Origin of the sequence: Nitrospira sp., assembly GCA_015709715.1 — a bacterium.
In the GTDB taxonomy this organism is placed as follows: Bacteria; Nitrospirota; Nitrospiria; order Nitrospirales; family Nitrospiraceae; genus Nitrospira_A.
Genome location: CP054184.1, coordinates 3,263,899 through 3,282,551 on the forward strand (window position 1 = coordinate 3,263,899; position 18,653 = coordinate 3,282,551).

Annotated in this window: 18 protein-coding genes; 2 read left to right on the forward strand and 16 right to left on the reverse strand. The window is 61.3% G+C overall.

Annotated elements, in window-relative coordinates; all coding sequences use genetic code 11:
- Window positions 1–37 precede the first annotated feature (37 nt).
- The 11 genes from ppk1 to HRU82_15760 all read right to left on the reverse strand — a co-directional run bounded on the left by ppk1 (window position 38) and on the right by HRU82_15760 (window position 12,137).
- Window positions 38–2,176 (reverse strand): polyphosphate kinase 1, encoded by a 2,139-nt coding sequence (ppk1, locus tag HRU82_15710; GenBank protein ID QOJ36295.1) that lies wholly within the window; start codon window positions 2,174–2,176, stop codon window positions 38–40.
- Between the two features lie 62 nt (window positions 2,177–2,238).
- Window positions 2,239–3,183: a hypothetical protein gene (locus HRU82_15715; GenBank protein ID QOJ36296.1), complete on the reverse strand. Its 945-nt coding sequence runs from the start codon at window positions 3,181–3,183 to the stop codon at window positions 2,239–2,241.
- A 2-nt stretch (window positions 3,184–3,185) separates the two neighbouring features.
- Window positions 3,186–4,859 (reverse strand): dihydroxy-acid dehydratase, encoded by a 1,674-nt coding sequence (ilvD, locus tag HRU82_15720; GenBank protein QOJ36297.1) that lies wholly within the window; start codon window positions 4,857–4,859, stop codon window positions 3,186–3,188.
- Window positions 4,860–5,060: 201 nt separating this feature from the next.
- Complete coding sequence (locus HRU82_15725; protein ID QOJ36298.1) at window positions 5,061–5,420, reverse strand: PepSY domain-containing protein; 360 nt, start codon at window positions 5,418–5,420, stop codon at window positions 5,061–5,063.
- Window positions 5,421–5,454: 34 nt separating this feature from the next.
- Window positions 5,455–6,048: a hypothetical protein gene (locus HRU82_15730; protein QOJ36299.1), complete on the reverse strand. Its 594-nt coding sequence runs from the start codon at window positions 6,046–6,048 to the stop codon at window positions 5,455–5,457.
- Window positions 6,049–6,071: 23 nt separating this feature from the next.
- Window positions 6,072–6,719 carry an NAAT family transporter gene (locus HRU82_15735; protein ID QOJ36300.1) on the reverse strand — a complete coding sequence of 216 codons (648 nt, stop codon included), beginning with the start codon at window positions 6,717–6,719 and terminating at the stop codon, window positions 6,072–6,074.
- 24 nt (window positions 6,720–6,743) lie between these two features.
- Complete coding sequence (locus tag HRU82_15740) at window positions 6,744–7,769, reverse strand: DnaJ domain-containing protein (protein QOJ36301.1); 1,026 nt, start codon at window positions 7,767–7,769, stop codon at window positions 6,744–6,746.
- 159 nt (window positions 7,770–7,928) lie between these two features.
- On the reverse strand, window positions 7,929–9,023 hold the full coding sequence (gene ugpC / locus HRU82_15745; GenBank protein QOJ36302.1) for a sn-glycerol-3-phosphate ABC transporter ATP-binding protein UgpC: 1,095 nt from the start codon (window positions 9,021–9,023) through the stop codon (window positions 7,929–7,931).
- A gap of 2 nt (window positions 9,024–9,025) precedes the next feature.
- Window positions 9,026–9,841, reverse strand: coding sequence for a carbohydrate ABC transporter permease (locus tag HRU82_15750; protein ID QOJ36303.1), 816 nt, complete (start codon window positions 9,839–9,841; stop codon window positions 9,026–9,028).
- Window positions 9,838–10,728, reverse strand: coding sequence for a sugar ABC transporter permease (locus HRU82_15755; GenBank protein QOJ37241.1), 891 nt, complete (start codon window positions 10,726–10,728; stop codon window positions 9,838–9,840). The genes HRU82_15750 and HRU82_15755 overlap by 4 nt, the downstream gene beginning before the upstream one ends.
- A gap of 14 nt (window positions 10,729–10,742) precedes the next feature.
- Complete coding sequence (locus HRU82_15760) at window positions 10,743–12,137, reverse strand: ABC transporter substrate-binding protein (GenBank protein QOJ36304.1); 1,395 nt, start codon at window positions 12,135–12,137, stop codon at window positions 10,743–10,745.
- Between the two features lie 217 nt (window positions 12,138–12,354).
- Between HRU82_15760 and HRU82_15765 the strand changes: the two genes are divergently transcribed.
- Together HRU82_15765 and HRU82_15770 are read left to right on the forward strand one after the other, a co-directional pair.
- Entirely contained in the window at window positions 12,355–13,056 is a 702-nt protein-coding gene (locus tag HRU82_15765; protein ID QOJ36305.1) for a 2OG-Fe(II) oxygenase, read from the forward strand.
- Between the two features lie 186 nt (window positions 13,057–13,242).
- Window positions 13,243–13,881 (forward strand): fibronectin type III domain-containing protein, encoded by a 639-nt coding sequence (locus HRU82_15770; protein QOJ36306.1) that lies wholly within the window; start codon window positions 13,243–13,245, stop codon window positions 13,879–13,881.
- Here the strand turns inward: HRU82_15770 and HRU82_15775 are convergent.
- From HRU82_15775 to HRU82_15795, 5 genes are all read right to left on the reverse strand, one after another.
- Window positions 13,875–14,822 carry an adenine nucleotide alpha hydrolase family protein gene (locus tag HRU82_15775; protein ID QOJ36307.1) on the reverse strand — a complete coding sequence of 316 codons (948 nt, stop codon included), beginning with the start codon at window positions 14,820–14,822 and terminating at the stop codon, window positions 13,875–13,877. The genes HRU82_15770 and HRU82_15775 overlap by 7 nt on opposite strands.
- 18 nt (window positions 14,823–14,840) lie before the next feature.
- On the reverse strand, window positions 14,841–15,038 hold the full coding sequence (locus tag HRU82_15780; protein QOJ36308.1) for a MoaD/ThiS family protein: 198 nt from the start codon (window positions 15,036–15,038) through the stop codon (window positions 14,841–14,843).
- Window positions 15,039–15,090: 52 nt separating this feature from the next.
- A complete protein-coding gene (locus HRU82_15785; GenBank protein QOJ36309.1) occupies window positions 15,091–15,243 on the reverse strand; it encodes a hypothetical protein in 153 nt (50 codons plus the stop codon).
- Window positions 15,244–15,400: 157 nt separating this feature from the next.
- Window positions 15,401–16,402 (reverse strand): galactose-1-phosphate uridylyltransferase, encoded by a 1,002-nt coding sequence (gene galT / locus HRU82_15790; GenBank protein QOJ36310.1) that lies wholly within the window; start codon window positions 16,400–16,402, stop codon window positions 15,401–15,403.
- 35 nt (window positions 16,403–16,437) lie between these two features.
- Window positions 16,438–18,642: a glycoside hydrolase gene (locus tag HRU82_15795; protein QOJ36311.1), complete on the reverse strand. Its 2,205-nt coding sequence runs from the start codon at window positions 18,640–18,642 to the stop codon at window positions 16,438–16,440.
- Window positions 18,643–18,653 lie beyond the last annotated feature (11 nt).

Consider the following 18,653-nt stretch of genomic DNA (forward strand, 5'->3'; position numbering starts at 1 on the left):
CGGCGGCGTTGCAGCAAGGAGACAAATGGGGGGATGATCAGGTGGCAAATTGATTCAGCAGCCACTGTTGGGCGGAGCGCGGCTTTCTCCGGCCGGGAGTTTCCCGACGATAGGTGCCGCCGGCGTGCAACACCCAGGTGTGAGTGTTGTCTTCAAGATAAGGCTGCAGTCCTTCCTCGATGACCCGTCGTTTCAGCACGGGATCCAAGATCGGAAAGGCGACCTCAATCCGACGGAAAAAATTACGATCCATCCAGTCGGCGCTGGAGAGCCAAACCTTCTCTTCGCCGTCGTTCAAAAAATAGAAAATCCGGCTATGCTCGAGAAAGCGGCCGACGACCGAGCGGACGCGGATATGCTCCGAGAGACCGGGGATGTCGGGTCGCAAGGCGCAGGGGCCGCGCACGATGAGATCGATGGTCACTCCCGCCTGGGAAGCCTTGTAGAGGGCGCGGATGATCTGCGGCTCCAGCAGCGCGTTCATCTTCGCCATGATCCTGGCGGGTTTGCCCTTCTTGGCGCGATCGGTCTCGCGGGCGATCCACTTCAGCAAGGTGGAGTGAAGGGTGAAAGGGGCCTGGAGCAGGTGTTTCAGCCGCCCCGGCCGGCCGGGCGACGTGAGCTGCTGGAACATCGTACGGACGTCTCGGCCGATGGCCGGGTCGCAGGTGAGGAGGCCCAGATCGGTGTAGAGACGGGCATTGCGTGCGTGATAGTTGCCCGTACCCAGGTGGGCGTAGTGGCGAAGGTGTCGATCTTCCCGACGCACGACGAGGCTCAGTTTGGCATGAGTTTTGTGCCCGACCACGCCGTACACCACGTGCGCCCCGGCTTCTTCCAAGTCATGAGCCAACTCGATATTCGCTTCCTCATCGAACCGGGCGCGCAATTCGATGACCACGGTCACTTCTTTTCCTCCGCGCGCAGCATCGACGAGTGATTGCACGATGGCGGAATCGGCGCCCGTGCGATAGAGCGTCTGTTTGATGGCGAGCACATGCGGATCGCCCGCGGCCTGGCGAAGAAATTCCGTGACCGGGGTGAATGATTGGAATGGGTGATGCAACAGGATATCGCCCTGTCGCATGGCCTCGAACCAGTCCGCCGTGTCGGTGAGCGAGCCTGGGATGCTCGGGGTGAAGGACTCGAACTTCAAGTCCGGGCGGTCGATCAAGTCCGGCACCGCCATCAGGCGATGCAGATTGACCGGCCCGCGACATTGATACACGTCCTGCGGTCCGAGATGAAATTGTTCCCGCAGGAAATACACGAGGTCGAGTGGGCAATTGTCCGCGACTTCCAGGCGAACCTCGTCGCCGAAGCGACGATCCGGTAACTGTCCTTCCAATGCCAGCCGCAAGTCCTCCACGGCCTCTTCGTCGACGAAGAGGTTGCTGTTGCGCGTCACGCGAAATTGATAGCAGCCCGTGACCCGAAGACCCGGGAACAACTGATGAACGAAGGCGTGGATCACCGACGAAAGAAAGGCGAAATCGTGCGGCCAGGCGCTGTTGCGGGAGGGGAGGCGAATCACACGCGGGAGCGAACGAGGGACTTGCACGATGGCCGTGCCGTTCTGGCGGCCGAAGGCGTCCGTCCCCTCCAGCGTCACGAGGAAATTGAGGCTCTTATTGAGCAGCTTGGGAAAGGGGTGGGCAGGGTCCAATCCCACCGGGCTCAGCAGGGGCAGCAGCTCGCGCGAAAAGAAGCGGCGCATCCATCGAATGTGCGAAGCGGTCCATTCGGCACGTTTCAGAAATCGGATGCGCTGGTCGGCCAATTGCGGAATCAAGGAGTTGTTCAAGACGGTATATTGCTCTTCGACCAGCTGGTGCGCACTCGTGGCGATACGGCTTAGCAGCTCCGAGGGCGTGAGGCCGTCGACCCCCCGTTGCTCGGCTCCGTGCGTCACTTGTTCTCGCAAGCCTGCCACGCGGATTTCGAAGAACTCATCGAGATTGGAACTGACGATGCAAAGAAACTTCAGCCGCTCCAGCAAGGGCACCGTCTGATCCTTGGCCAACTCAAGGACGCGGCGGTTGAACTCCAGGAGGCTGAGTTCCCGATTAAGGTACCACTCGGGACGAAACAGGTCGGACGTGGGCGGGCGCTCCGCCGGCTTCAATCGGGCGTGAGAAGGAGAGAGCTGGTTCGAATCTGTGTGACGAGCCGACATAACTCGGTGGAGGCAGTGTACTGCAAGCGGTTCAGGTGCGCGGTTAAGAAATAGTTAATTCTTCATTCGCCTCGATGGGGCTCCTGGCTTGCTGGTGGGGGTGAAAGGGCACAACCGATACGGGCTGTCGATACGACGAAGTTGTCCCAATAGCGCTGCTGCACCTGGCTGAAGGGGACCGAGGTCCAGTACTGTTCCAGATAAACCGCATTGATGCCGTAGTCGTCGTAGGCGCCGATCCAATTCAGCCCGGTCCGTTGTGCCTCCAGCCGATCGTCCACCCAGAATTCCAGGACGCCGTCGTCCGCGTCGCGACTGTTCAGCTTCATGTGGACCTCGATGCACAACCACCGGCCGAGATGGCTCGCGTCGAAGAGGGCTGTTCGGCTGCCGTCAGCCCCCAGCCAACGAAGGCGGGGAAAGTCGTTATACGTCGTGGTTTTCAGCCGGCCGAATTCGTCCGTTCCGGACGCAGGGTCGAGGTACAACCGGTCAGGGTCCGAATCAGGGCGGGCACCGCTCCACAGATGGCCGATGGCCGCCTGTGCGAAGCGGTCGGTGGATAGAATCGTGGCCCTCGTGAGCTTGTCGGCTCCGCCTCCGACCCATCCCGGTTGCAGGCGTAGATCGAATCTCCAATAGATCTCGCGGTAGCGAGCGGTTCCGGCATCGACCGGTCTGATGTAAGGACTAGGCGTCTTCCCGAAGGCGAGATGGAGAAACCCGCCGTGCGGGTCGCCGGGCAAGTATTCGGCGCGCATCCCCATCGAGTGGGCTACGCCGATTCCCGCCTCGCGAACGAACCGGCCATGCCGCTGGTCGTATTCGAAATACTGCGAGAGACGGTCCCGTTCGAAATCGTCGCACCACAACCACTCGGGATGGCGGCGTTGCCAGTCTACGCAGGGTTCCTGCTCGACCGCGGAGGCCCACTGGCGATCGTCCAGGCCTGATGCCGTCAGGACGAGCATCGCGACAACGAGACTCCAGCGCAACCGGACTCGCATGCTCAGGTGGTCACGGCGCCTTCCGAGGCGCTGGACACGTGGCGGGCGTACTTGCCCATCACCCCGGACTGATATCGGGGTGCGGGATGCTTCACCTTCTTCAGCCTCGATGCCAGGTCCTTTTGGGACAGCTCCACATCCAACCGGCGCTTCGCAATGTCGAAGGTGATGATGTCTCCCGTCTTCACTGCGCCGATGGGACCGCCCTTGACGGCTTCAGGCGAGACGTGCCCCGCCATCAATCCGTGGGTGGCGCCTGAGAAGCGCCCGTCGGTGAGGAGCGCGACCGAATCTCCCAACCCCGCGCCGACGATGGCGGCAGTGACCCCCAACATCTCGCGCATGCCGGGCCCGCCGGATGGGCCTTCATACCGGATGACGACCACATCACCGGCCTTGATCTTCCCCGACTGCACGGCGGCGAACGCGTCTTCCTCACGGTTGTACACTTTGGCCGGTCCGCGGAAGTGCATGATGGAGTGCCCTGCCACCTTCACGACACAACCTTCCGGTGCCAGGTTGCCCTTGAGAATCACCAACCCGCCCGTCGGCTTGATCGGGTTGCCCAGAGGACGCAGCACCTGCTGCCCCGGTTGTTCCTTGGCCGCCGCGGCTTCTTCGCCGATGGTCCGTCCCGACACCGTGGGCTGGTCCGGATGGAGGAGCTTGGCGTCGAGCAGACGCTTCGCCACCAGTGTCGTGCCGCCGGCGGTAAAGAGGTCCGCGGCCGTAAAGCGCCCGCCCGGTTTCAGATCGGCCAGCAGCGGCACCTTGCGGTTGATCTTGTCGAAATCGTCGATGGTCAAGCGGACGCCCATCTCCCGCGCCACAGCCAAGAGATGCAGGACGGCGTTCGTCGATCCACCGGTCGTGGCCACAGCCGCGATGGCGTTTTCGATCGAACGACGAGTGATGATCTGTTTGGGCCGCAAGTCCTTCTTCAGCAGGTCCATGACGAGCTTGCCGCACTCGAAGGCCACGTCGTCTTTTTGCTGGTCCATGGCAGGGACCCCGTTACGTCCCATGGGGGAGATGCCCAAAAACTCGAAGGCGATCGCCATTGTGTTGGCAGTGAACTGGCCGCCGCAGGCTCCGGGGCCCGGACAGGCATGGTCTTCCAGATCCTTCAACTCGGCGTTCGTCATCTTGCCGGAGGCATGTTTGCCGACCGCCTCGAACACGTCTTGAATCGTCACATCGTGGCCCTGGAACTGGCCCGGCATGATGGACCCGCCGTAGAGCATCAACGAGGGCAAGTTGAGACGGCAGAGGCCCATGACGGTGCCGGGGATGGTCTTGTCGCACCCGGAGAGGGCGACGACGCCGTCGAATAGGTGCCCACGTGCGACCAACTCGACCGAGTCAGCGATGACCTCACGGCTGATCAAAGAGGCCTTCATGCCTTCCGTGCCCATGGAAATGCCGTCGGAGACGGCGATGGTGTTGTACTCGATGGGCGTCCCGCCTGCGGCGCGGATCCCCGCCTTGACACGCTCGGACAGCCGACGCAGGTGGTAATTGCAGGGCATCACCTCGATCCAGGTGTTGGCGACGCCGATCAAGGGACGCTCGAGGTCCGCGTCGGTGAATCCGACGGCCTTGAGCATGGCACGGGCCGGGGCCCGTCCGGGGCCGTCGAGAAGGGTATGGCTTTTCTGGCGTGGGTCGATGGTCATGGACGCTCCTTCATTTTCTGGGACTGCGGCCTCCGTTCAGCAAGTCGCAAACTTTCGCATAGATGGGCGCGGGGGGTCAATCGGGCGGCGCAAGTCCATGTTGGCTGGCGGGCGGAAATGGGACCGGTTGTTCGGATGAGATAAAGGAGGAAGGGGAGGGAACGGCCGGGCTGGTCTTGAAGGCCGGCCCGGCCGCCGGAACTAGTGCTTCTCTTTCTTGTCTTTCTTCTCGTGTTTTTCGTGTTTGGCTTCCACGTCGATGACCTCGCCGGTGCCGGCGTCGATATGCACCTCCATCATCTTGCCGTCCGCTCCGAGGACTTCCACTTCCCACACCGTTTTATCGTGTTTCTTTTCGAGCTCGGCTTCGACAGCCGTGCCGGGCGCCTTGTCCAGCGCAGTCTTGATCGCCTGGTCGATGGTGATCTTTGCGTCCTTGACCAAATCTGCGACATCGCACTTTTCGTCCTTGCCTTTATGCCCCTTGTCGCTCCAGGCCGGAGTGGTGACGAGGCAGAGAGCGCCGACGAGCAGTGCGCCGATTGCGAACGACTTCATCATGTTATCCCTCCGTTCAAGGTCCAGTGTGCGCATATTATTGGGCCGTTCCCTGACCATGGGGATTCGCTCCATGGGGGTTGCTGCCATGCGGGTTCTTGCCGTGGGGAGCGCCCATGCCCTTGTGTTGCTGCATCATCTTGTCGTGTTCAGCCTGCTCCTTGGCGCGTTGCTCGGCAGTCAGAATGGACAGCGCATCCCGCCGGGTCTTGATCGACAGGGTCCTGAGCCCCACCTGCACCTCGGCACTTTGCTTGAGCTTGCTCTCGATCGCGCCGATGTCGGACTTTTCGTCTTCCGCCAGCGCCTTGATCTCCCGCTCCGCCACTTGGATGTCGGCTTCCATCTTGATGCGGCTCTTATCCAGATTGAGTTGGAGATTCTTGAGTTTCGCCACCTGATCGGCGCTCAACCCGATGTCCTTTTCATGTTTCAGGAGGTGGCGAATGAGGTGGCCGGCGCCGCCGTGCATCATCATTTCCATCATCGCCGCACCCATGCCGTGCCGATCTTTTTCGTAGCTCCCGCCGTGTCCGCCGTAGCCCCCACCCGAATTCGCCCAGGCAGGCGTGATCGTCAAGGCGCAGGCGATGGCTGAGGCTGTGGCAAAGGTAAAGAGTTTCGTCGTCATTCCTTCCTCCTTCGTTAAGTCGATTACGGCCCGATCAATCCGCGTAACAGTCCTTGCTCACCGGTCAGACCGTTCATCATGAACTGAACGGCCAGCGCCGCAAGCAACAAACCCATGAGTCGAGAGATGATTTTATCTGCGATGGGGTTGAGCCACTTCGCTCCGCGAGCACCGATCGCTAATATACTGTAACTCGCGATTCCGACGAGTACAAGGCATCCCAGCAATACCGCGCGCAACGCCAGTGTCCGAGCTTGCGTCTCCAAGAGAATGACCGTGGAGATGGCCGCCGGACCCGCCAACATCGGCACGGCGAGCGGCGCGATCGCGATGTCGTCCTTGCCGGTGCCTGCTTCCGTTTCCGCGGGAGTCGCCTGCACCGTGGACCGTTGCGCGCGCAACATATCCAACGCCACGAGCAACAGGATGAGTCCGCCGGCGATCTGCACCGCCGGCAGCGTGATGCCCAGAAGTTTGAAGATGGTCTGGCCGAACAGGGCGAAGACGGTCAGGATTCCGGCGGCGACGAAACAGGCCATGCGGGCGGTGCGCAGCCGTTGTGCCACGGAATCCCTCGGCGTCATTGCCAAAAATGCGGGCACGACGGCGATGGGATCGACGATGACGAAGAGCGAACTGAACGCGAAGAGCGCGTATTCCAAGAGATTCATAGGAGGGAGATCTCCGACGGGCGCTTAGGAGGCACCGCGCCGCGAGGCCGCGAGGAGTTCGGCCCGTGGGTCGCCATGGGGGCCACGGCCCAGTTGTTCAAAGAGCGCGCGCTCCTGCTCGGACAGGGTGGCGGGCATGACGATCTTCAATTTGAGAAAGAGGTCGCCATGGGCGCCGCTGCCGGTGGGCAACCCCTTCCCCTTGAGGCGCAGTTTGCTGTCTGCTTTGCTGCCGGGCGGGATCTTCACCTTGACCGGCTCCGTGAGGGTCGGCGCCATCACTTCGGCGCCGAGTGCGGCTTCCCACGGCCAGACGGGCAGAGTCACCTGCACGTCGGAGCCTTTCTGGCGGAAGACCCCGTTCGATTCGATATGGACGCGCAGATACAGATCGCCGGGCTTGCCGCCGTTGATACCGGGATTGCCCTTGCCGGCCAGCCGGACACGGGTTTCGTTCTCTACCCCCGCGGGAATGCGCACCTCGATGGTGCGGACCTCGGTTTGGATGCCGGAGCCGCCGCATACGACGCAGGGACGCCCGCGAACGATGGCGCTGCCGCCACAGGCTTTGCAGGCGATGCGTTCAGTGAGATCGATGCGCCTGGTGACCCCGTGGAGCACATCGCGCATGCTCAGGGTCACATCGGTTTCCAGGTCTTCGCCGTCGACGGCAAAGCCGGTCGCACTCCCGCTTCGGCCCCGCCCTCCGAAAAACGTCTCGAAGATGTCGCCGAAATCGCCGCTGAATCCTCCGGCACCTCCGCGACCCGGCTGAGGGCCGGCTTGCTGACGAGCCTTTTCATAGGCTTCGGCCTGTTCCCAATTGGGGCCGTACTGGTCGTATTTCTTGCGCTTCTCGGGGTCCGAGAGGACTTCGTGCGCTTCGTTCAGTTCCTTGAACTTTTTCTCCATCTCGGTCTTCTTGGTGCCGGTGTGAAGGTCGGGATGGAGTTCTCGCGCACGCCGCCGGAAGGCCTTCTTGATGTCGTCGGCCGAGGCGCTCCGTGGGACGCCGAGAATATCGTAATACCCGCGTTGAGTGGTGGCCATGCGTCAAGGGCCGGGATGGTCGACTCCCGGTGGGTCGTTCAAGAGTGCAATCCTTTCGGGAGCTTACGGGGTCTCCGGGTGCATTGCAAGCCGGCGCACCGTTTTTCTCGCGAGACCGCCGAGCCTCCTCACTTTTAGATAAGATAGCCACCCTTCCAGTCAAGAGGGCAACGCGGTGGACGCATCGAGTCGCCGGTCGTCCACGAAGAGGTGCAGCTTGTCCTGCGGGAGATAGATGGTGAGAGAGTGGTTCTGCTGCACGGGACCGCCACGCACCGATCGCACGACGAATCGCGAGTCGCCGACGCGACAGTGGATCAAGAGTTCGGCTCCGAGATTTTCGATCAACTCGACGGCGACCTCAACGGGCAGGGCACCGGGTTGGGGCGTGAGGAGAATGTCTTCGGGGCGGATACCGAGCGTGATCGAGTTCAGCGAGGGCTGTTGCTCCATGAGGAACGGAATCGGCAGCGTCAGGTCTCCGTTCTGAAACTGCAGTCGGTCGCCTCGCGTCGTGACTTGGCCAGACCAAAGGTTCATCCCCGGCGTGCCGATGAAGGCTGCCACAAAAGGATCCGCCGGAGCGCGATACAAGTCGTCGGGTGCAGCCTCCTGGCGAATGCGGCCGCCTTCCAACAGCACGATACGATCTCCCAACGTCATGGCCTCCACCTGGTCGTGCGTCACGTAGATCATGGTAGCCCGCAAGCGTTGTTGCAGGCTCTTGAGTTCGATCCGCATGGTGGTGCGGAGCTGAGCATCCAGGTTGGACAGCGGTTCGTCGAAGAGGAATAGTTTCGGCTTCCGAACGATGGCGCGACCCATGGCCACCCGTTGGCGTTGACCGCCGGACAGGTCCTTCGGCTTGCGATTCAGGAGCGACTGAATATCGAGCAGCTGCGCCGCTTCGGCGATGCGTGCTTCGATGTCGGGACGCGGCAACCGTCGGATGGTCAGGGCGAAGGCCAGGTTCTCGCGTACTGTGAGGTGCGGGTAGAGGGCGTATTGCTGGAAGACCATGGCGATATCGCGCGCGGCAGGTTCGAGGTGGTCGACCGCCACTCCTCCGATCAACACCTGTCCCGAGGTCTGCGGTTCGAGGCCGGCGATGATGCGCAGGAGCGTCGATTTCCCGCAACCCGACGGGCCTAGGAGAATGGTGAAGCTGCCGTCCGGCACGCACAGCGAGATGTCGCGTAGGATTGTCTGCTTCCGAAACGTTTTGGACAGATTGCGCAGTTCCAGATCGGCCATGGTCATCCCTTCACGGCGCCGGCCGAGAGGCCGCTCACGATCCATCGCTGACACATCAAGACCACTGCGATGAGCGGAAGGGTGGCGATGACGGAGGCCGCGGCCAGTTCTCCCCACGGCATCGTGAACTCTCCTTGGAATAATGCGATGCCGACCGGAAGCGTCTGTTGCTCCGGCTGCGTCAAGATCAGCAGGGCGAAGAAGAATTCATTCCACGCATAGATCAGAATGAGAATGGCGGCGGTGAAGATGCCCGGTGCGGCCAAGGGCAGGGTCACGCGAAGCAAGGTCGTCCACCGTCCGCACCCGTCGATGCGCGCCGCATCTTCCAATTCCGCAGGCAATTCCGCGAAGAAGCTCGCCAGGATCCAGACAGCCAGGGGCAACGTCAAGGCCACATAGGGCAGCACCACGCCCCAGCGATGGTTCAGCCCGCCAAGGGCATCCAGCAGGCGCCAGACCGGACCTGCGATCGCCATCTGTGGAAACATGGAGACGCAGAGCAACAGGGCCAGAATGCCCTGCTTACCGGGGATCGTGAGCCTGGCCAGAGCATAGGCCGCCGGGATTGCCAGCAGGAGAGCCACGGCAGTCGTCGAGCCGGCCACCACCACGCTGTTGCCGACATAGTCCAACAGGTGATGGCTGAACAGAGCCGAGCGGTAAAATTCCAGGCTGCCGCTCGGACACCACCCTGGCGGCACGGCCTCGATCTCTCGTTGCGATTTGAATGAGCTGAGCATGAACCACAAAAAGGGCAGCAGACTCAGCCCCACGGTTCCCATGATGCCGAGCGGCAGCAACAGACGTCGGGTCATGACGGCCGTCGCTCCAGGAGCCGTGACCCGATGGCACGAAGGTAGATCAACGACAACAGCAAGATCAGGAGAAAGACTGCCACGGAGACGGCTGAACCGTAACCGAGCCGACCTTCGGCAAAGAGCGTTTGATACCCATAGAACTGCAGGACTTGTGTCGCGTCGCCCGGGCCGCCTTGCGTCATGACGAAGACGAGATCGAACACGCGGAATGCATCCATGGTACGAAAGAGCAGGGCCAGCAACAACGCTGGTTTCAGCAACGGCAGCGTGATGTGCCGGAACCGTTGCCACATTCCGGCCCCGTCCACCCGCGCTGCATCGTAGAGATCGTCCGGAATCACTTGAAGGCCGGCCAGAATCAGTAGGGCGGCGAAGGACGAGGTTTTCCAGACGTCTGCGAGCACCACGATGCCAAAGGCGACGACCGGCGAGGCCAGCCAGGGGATGTAGTCCGCAATACGGTCGCCGTAGAGCAGCAAATTGGCGAGGCCGTACTGGTCGTTGAATACATAGCGCCACAGCTGCGACGCCACGACGGTGGGGATCGCCCAGGGGATGAGAATCGCCGCTCTGACGACGCCCCGCCCTCGGAATCGTTCGTGGATCACGAGCGCAATGATCAGCCCGCCACTCAATTCCAGCAGCGTCGAACAGCCCACGAACGCCAGGGTGACGAGAGCGGCCCGGCGCGCGACGGGATCCCGGACAAGGGCTACGTAGTTATCGAGCCCGATGAACACGGTGCCCAGTTCCGGCACCCCGACCAGGCTGCGGTGGAGACTGAGCCAGAGCGAATCCACGACCGGATAGAGCGCGAAGAGCAGGATGACGAGACAGGCCGGCGCCACCATGGTCCAGCCCGCTACGGCATCCGTTCGAGCCATGCGGGATTCCGGCGTCACGGGTCCTTCCTCGTGAGGGCTAGAAAATGATCGATGTGGGTGTCGGCCATGGCCGCTTCCCTTGCCAGGTCGATCGTCTCGATGGCGAGCGCCCGGCTGAAATAGCGTTGCAGCACATGGGACACGGCGGGGTAGAGGGGCGTACGTGGGCGCGCGGTGGCTGACTGCAAGGCCTCGAAGTGGTTCCGAAGTTGTGGGGCCTGGGCCAGGAGTTCAGGATCGGAGAACAGCGCGGCTCGCGAGGGGGCGATGCCGGCCTGATGTGCGAACAGCTTCTGGATCTCGTGACTGGAAAGGAATTGGATGAACGCCCAAGCCTCTTCGAAATGGTGTGAATAGGCGCTCACGCCATAGAGCCATCCGCCGAGCGCGGCTGCCCGTCGTCCACCGGACATGACCGGAAGCGGCGCAACACCGACCTGGCCGGCGATGCTGGAGCGGGCTCGGTCGTTGGCCAGGTCCCATGCATAGGGCCAGTTGCGATGGAAAATCGCCTGGCCTTGGAGAAACCGCGCGAGGGATTCCGGTTCCTGGTACGTGAGGACAGCACGCGAAGCGAGGCGGCCCACGACCTGCTCCCGGACGAATCGCACGGCTGCCAAAGTTTCCGGGGCAGACAGTCGTGAGCGCCTGCCGTCCTCCGCCAGCAAGTGGCCACCGTTTCCCTCGATGAATTCGAGCATGTTGCAGACGAGGCCTTCATATTGCTTGAACTGGGCGGAGTAGGCGTGCAGGGCCGGCTGTGCCGGCCGTTCGCCGGCCAGGATCTGGTTCGCCTGCTCAGCCAATTCTGCCCACGTCGTCGGCGGGGAGAATCCATATTTCGCGAGCAGGTCTTGTCGGTAGTACAGGAGTCCCGCGTCGATCCGGCTCGGAACCCCGTAGATCCGGTCCCCGTACCGGCCGAGTTCGACCGTGGAGGAAAGAAAGTCGGCGCGGAGCCGCGATGAGAAGACCTCGTCGAGGGGGCGCACCCATCCGGCCGCTGCAAACTCCGGGACCCACACCACGTCCATGAAAAACACGTCCACCGACCGGTCGTGGTTCTTCAATTTCTGCGTCAACAGATCGTGATAGGCGGTCGAAGAGTGGGGCGCCAACTCACGCACGACAGAAATGCGTGGATAGATGGCGGTGAATCGGGCGATGGCTTCGTCCCACACCCGGGGATGGTCCGGCTTCCAGGAGACAAAGCGCAAGGTGACGGAGGCGGCTTGTTCGGTTGAGGGGGCGGCGTGATGAGCGGCTCTTGATGGAGAGGGGAATAAGGCGAAGAGCATCAACCAGGCACAGAGCGGTACGGCGCAACGAGGCCATGCTGCGTGCCCCAGTCGGCGCGTAAGAGAAGGGGCGTGCAACGGTGTCAACCGGGCGTACGCGATGCAACCCATGACGATAGCTTATACACAGTCGATCTGGTCCATGCAAAGGCGCACGCTTCCTGTTGATGCTCAATGCGAGCAGATTCGCACGGTCGGCGCAGTGCGGATCTGATCGATTGGAAAGCGCAGGATGGCGGTTCGCAATGTTTGGAGAGGTTCGCAGACGGTCCGGCCCTTGCAAACCCCCTACGCTTTTCTTCCGACCCAACAGAGGCTTGGAGGTGTCATGCGAGTGTCGTTCGCCGACTTTGATCCTGCTGCCTTTTCGTTTCATGGCGATCCCGTCTTGGTGCTGGACAATTTCTGGAGCGGAGACGAACGTCGATTATTTCGGGAGGCCATGGGGCGTTCGTCCTGGCGCGCGTTGGAAGATATGCCGCAGGTGCACGCGGCCTTTCCCGATTGCGGCAATTGGCGAAAGGCGGCGATTGCCATGCCTGAAGTGCAGCGACTGTTGGCGCGACTCGCGTTTCCCTGTATCGAGCGTTACATGGAATCGTTCGACGGGATTACCGGCAGGAGCCTGAGCTTCAGTTATTACTCCTACGGCGCCGGCGATTGCCTGCTCACGCATGACGACTTGGCAGATGGGCCAAGGGGTGGGGCGGGGGCCTTGACGACGGTCGAACGACGGCTGGCTTTAGTGAGTTATTTCCATGAAGAATGGGAAACGGATTGGGGAGGCGAATTGATGATTTATTCGAGTCACTGGCCGGGTGGATCGGACCGGATCAAGCTCACCCTGTCTCATTGCGTCGCGCCTGAGCCTGGATCATTGGTGTTGTTCACCGTGCCGCAATATCACCGGGTCTGCCGGGTGGATCCCCTCGTCGGGGAACACAAGCGGCTGTCGATTGCCGGTTGGTTTCTCACGGAGCATGCTGGGACAGGTCGCTATGAGGCGGCGCAGGCGACTGCACGTCGATGACGCCGACGCGTGAACATTCCATGCCTCTCCTGAAGCCTGATCCCTACACCGCCTCTGGGCCCCAAGTCCGCTCGATCCCACATCCCCGCTAGATCACGACGCTTTTCTCCTGCACTTTGTCTGGCACGCCCGCTGCTTTGTGGTCACCCAAGACGCGAAGCCTTTCTAGCCGATGCGGGAGGATTTATGAAACGGAGTCTCTTGCCTCGAATCTTCATGACGCTTGCTGGGATGCTGATCGGCAGCCTGCTGCTGCTTCCGGCGGCCTGGGCGTTAGACGCCAGTCCGACCAGCTTGACCTTCCAGGCCGTGCAGGGCGGCGCAAATCCAACCAGCAAGACGGTCAAAATCTACAAGAGCAGTAGTAGAAAAATCAGCTGGACCGGAAAGGACAGTGCCGGGTGGTTGAGTCTCTCACCGACCTCCGGCACGATGGGAAGTTCCACGCAGATCGTGGTCTCCGTCAATATCAACGGGCTGGCGGCCGGCACCTACACCGGCAAGGTGACGATCACGACCAGTAGGGGTAGCACGGTCGCGATTCCTGTAACACTCAAACTGGCGGCGGCCACCTCTTCGACCAGCAGCGGCGCGACCGCGAATCTGGCCTGGAATGCCAATTCGGAAACCGATCTGGCAGGGTACAAGGTCTATTGGGGCACGTCCTCGGGACGGTACGGGTCACCCGTCGATGTGGGGAAGGCGACCTCGTATCTTTTTTCCAACCTCAAGGTCGGCAGCACCTACTACTTTTCCGTGACGGCCTATGATCAGAGTGGAAATGAGAGCTTCTTTGCCAACGAGGTGAGCAAGAGCATCTATTGACGCGGAGCGGCGGCCTTGGCCTTTGCCATCATCTTGCAATAGGTGCAGGTGTCGGCGGTGGTGGGTTGTCCGCAAGACCGACAGGGATGTAGGGTGCGCTGGTCCTTCTCGGTCATGGATTCAGCGGCAGCGGTCGGCCTGGTCTGTTTGTCGAGGAAGCCCCAATAGAAGCGTTGTTTCGTGCCGGGTGATTCGGTTTCCAACCGATTGAGAACTTCCTTGTAGAGCAACATCTTCGAGCCCTTCGCCATCGGGCACTCTTCCACGATATAGTCGATGCCATTGACCACCGCATAGGCGGCGATCTCCCGCTCCGACAGCCGGCAGAGGGGCTTCACTTTCTTGGCGAACCCCTCGACGGAGGCGGGGAGGGACGGTCCTTGCTTGTCCAGGTACTCCTCCTGCCAGTGCAGCACGTTTCCTAACAGGCGCGCGGCTTCGTCGTCGAGATTGTGGCCTGTGGCCATGACGTCATAGTTGTGCTCGATCGCCGCGCGATTGAATTGATAACGTTTGATGGTGCCGCACGTCGAACAGGTCGGACGGTGCAGGACGGTTGCCAATTCGCGAATCCCGGCGCCGGCTTCCTGTCCGACCGTATGGACCAGCAGTGTGGCACCATGCGCAGCGGCGACGGCCTGGGCGTAGGTTTGGACCTTTCGATGCGACAGTTCGGAATACCCGCCGATCCCGAGGTTGACGTAGAGGGCGTCGGCGCGATAGCCGAGCGTCAGCAGGATGTGCCAGAGCGCCAAACTGTCCTTGCCGCCGGACACCGCCACGAGAATGCGGTCTTGGGGCGTGAACATGCGATGCGATTTGATGGCCCGTGCGACCTGCTCCTGCACAAATGTTGTAAAGCAAGGCTTGCAAAAGGCCGCGTTGTGGCGAGGCAGGTCGATGATGGCCCTGGTGCTGGTGGGACACTTTGTGCAGTTCATCGGACGTCGGGATGCCTGTCAGGCTCCGCCGGAGATGACGGGCCGGATTTCAACCTGATCGGTATCGCTGAGCAGCTCGTCTTCGGTGACCAATTCGTCTCCCCGAATGACCAGATGCGCTTCCGTGACCAGGTTCAATTCGCGCAGCACATCTTTGGTCCGCTTCGGGCCCTTGATTTCGACCTGACGCTGAGGATGGCTGAGATGCACGATCATGCCGCCGATGATACGGCTGAGAGTGCGAGGATTGCAAACCGTCCGGAACAGCTCACTTCATGCCTTGGACGACCTGCATGATCAGCAGGGCAGCGACGGCAAGGAACAAGAGCGCCGCGATGATGGCGAGACGCCTGAACTTGCGGTTCTGAAGTTCCAACTCGCTGAAATGGTCTTGTTTCCATTGAACCGGTTGATGCTCCATCGCCTTCCTCCGGGCATGGTGGCCGGTCGCGTCCGCGGTGGGCTAGGCTACCTGACGGATGTAGGATAAACCCTACGTCGAGAGGAGCCCTCTATAGCCTATCTGCCAGCCACAATGCAAGGACTTTGAAGGGCGGTGGGTACGGACTCTGTATCCGCTAGATCTCGATGTCGCGGAGGGCCTGAGCCGATTCCTCCGGTGAGACAGGGTTGATGTAAAACCCGGTGCCCCACTCGAAACCGGCAACCTGCGTGAGTTTGGGGATGATTTCCAAATGCCAGTGATAAAACTCGCCCGTCCGCTCATGGAGCGGTGAACTGTGGAGCATGAAATTGTAAGCCGGGCGCGCGAGGACCTTGTCCATTCGACGCAACGATTCTGACAAAATCGAGGCGAGGAATTCGAACTGCCCGCGCTGGCTTTCCTCGAAAAAGCCTGCGTGGCGTTTGGGGAGGATCCACATTTCGAACGGAAACCGCGGGGCATAGGGGGTCAGGCACACGAATTCCGGATTCTCGAGTACAACGCGCGTCCCTTCCGATGATTCTTGCCGCAGAATGTCACAGTAGATACAGCGTTCCTTTTGCTGGAAGTGTTGGCGGCAGCCGTCGATTTCTTCCAGGACGCTGGTGGGAATGACGGGGAGGGCGATGAGCTGGGAATGGCTGTGTTCCAGCGTGGCCCCCGCCGCCGCGCCGTGATTCTTGAAGATCAAAATATAGCGGAACCGAAGGTCCTTCTTGAGGTCCAGAATGCGGTCGCGATAGGCCCACAGGATATCTTCGACCCGTTTGGGCGGTAAATCGGCGAGGCTGTCCCGGTGGGTGGCGGTCTCGATGATGACTTCATGGGCGCCGATACCGTTCATGCGGTCATACAGGCCATGGCCCTCTCGTCCCATGTCGCCCTCGACGTGCAGGGCGGGAAACTTGTTGGGAATGACCCGTAGGGTCCAATCGGGGCTGTTCGGTCCGGACGACGGGGGGCGATAGGCGAGCAGCTCGCGGGGCGTCAGGTGTTCCTGCCCAGGACAGAAAGGGCAGAGGGCTGCCGACGGAGCGGGCGGACAAGGCATGGACACGTCCTGTGGGCGTCCGCTTCGGTCCGTTGAAACGATCACCCAACGGCCGACGATCGGGTCTCTACGTAACTCTGGCATGTTGTCTCCTTGACGACGCCATCATCAGGGCGGCGCTAGACTCTCCACATCGCAGCTTCAAAGTCGTCGCCCGGCCTGGTGAAGACCACCGGATTGTGATGGGGATACCGCGCAACTTCCATTCCCTGCTCCGAAAGCGTCAGGGACAACCGTACCTCTTGCCCCACCTCGATTTCCAGATCCTTGAAGGGGAAGCCCAACTCGAGAATCTTCTTCATGGCGATGCTGTCGTAGGATCGGAGGGGCCGATAGGTGCCGGCCTCATTCGCCTCGGCCAGCAACACCGACGCCGATTCGCTGGGGGAGAGTGTGCAGGACAGTCTGAATTGTCGGCCGCCGGTTCCGACGTGTAGATCGAGGGTACAACTCTCTGGGCGGGCTTGGGAGCGGTCGTCCGGATCAAGCCGGAGGTAGAACTGTTCGCGGTCGAATCCGAAGAAAATGGCGCTGAAAAACCCTTCGGATTTCCACATCGCTCCCAGCGGCGGATTGGGATTGATGCTGCCGGCCCCCCGCCACTCGAAAAAGTTGGAGATGGTGCCGTCGAGGATAGGGTGAATAAAGGCCAGCGGTTGCCGCACTTGGTCCAGACCTTGCGGCAGGCGTGTTTCCAGCAGCGACTGGTTCAGGATGTCCGGCGGTGTCAGTCCGGCATAGGTCCATACATTTCGCAGGTGGGTGCGGAACAGGCGATCGAACTCCTGTTTGTAGTCGGTGTCGAAGTCGTCGCCGTACCACCAGAACCAGTCGCTGCCCTCGGCGGCATAGAGTTCGTCCCAGGCGGCACGTGCCCGGTCGGGCGGCAACGACGGCGTCACCTCTGTCAGGCGTGCCCTGGTATGTTGCAGGAGATCCCATCCACGATTGTCTTCCTGGTGGCCGATCCAGATCTTGAAATCTTGGTTGATCCAGGAGCCGGAGTGGAGATGATCGAGATGTTGTGTGGGAGGGGTGCTCCCCAGCGCTCGACTCATGGTTTCCATCTGGACTTGGATGCCTTGTCCCAGACGAAGTCCGTCAGGCTGAAACGCGCGATAGAGGAGGGAGAGGAAGTGTTCTCCCCCATCATGATAGTGCTCCCAGGGATTTTCCCCATCCAAGATGATCGCAATGACGCCGCGCTCCATCGGAATGTCATAAGCAAGGCTGCGGATTCGTCGGAGGACATCGTCGGCCGCGGATTCCGGGGTGGTCTTATGGTACACAAACCCGAACGCGTCGGAGATGTCGCGGTCGCGGAATACCATGGTGACCGGCCGATCCGGTGCACCTGCGACATAGGGTTGGTAGAGGTGGTAATGACGGTTCCATGCGTGGTTGGTCGCCTGAAGGCTTCGGTAGAGGATGCCTTCGTCCGTGGCCAGCCATCGGATTCCCGCTTTGTGAAGGATCGGCAGCAATTCCGGACAGACCGAGCCTTCCGACGGCCAGAGGCCGACAGGCGCATGCCCGAAGGTGTGTGTGTGGTAGGCGATGGCCCGCTGCACCTGGGCCTCTGCGTCGGCGGGCGCATGAAACCGAGCCGGCAGCGGCAGATCCGGTCTGGCGCGACGCGTAAACTCCGTGTCGATCACCAACGGCAGGATCGGATGAAAAAACGGGGTGGTCGTCAGCTCGATCTGGCCCCGCGCCCGCAAGGTCCTGTACATCGGCACGATGCGGGCGATCGCCGTCTGTTGAAGGGCCAAGACCTCCTGTTTGTCTTCTTCCGTGAACCCGCGGTTCTTGGAACGTAACTCCTGCAAGCGAGGAAAGTCTTGAAGCGTACCGTAGCCGAACCAGGCGAGGTTGTGCCATACCTGCAGATCCAGTAATTCCTGGGCGGAAAATTGTTTGGCCAAACGGTCCAGGTCCTCTCCGCGAACGTCGATGCCGCGCTTCACCAGGAGTTCCTGGTAACGGGCGAACGGGCGGACCATGGTCGCCCAGTTCGCCGAGAAAAAATGGCGAATCAGGAAGGCCTTTTCCGTCGGCGTCAGGTCTGCGGCTGGGCGTTGGGCATACTCCAGAAAGAGGTCCCGGACGCGGCCGGTGGAGAATTCCTCGAGCTGAAGCAGCAGCGACGGCGTGAAATTGAACGTGGAGCGGACATGGGGGAAACGCTCGAGTAGAAAGGCCATGTCATAGTAAGCCTTGGTGGCATGCAGCCGCACCCAGGGCATACTGGCGGACCCGCTCACGGGGTCCGTGTAGTACGGCTGGTGCATGTGCCAGAGGAAGCAGAGCTGAATGGTCTTCATCGGAAAGTTTC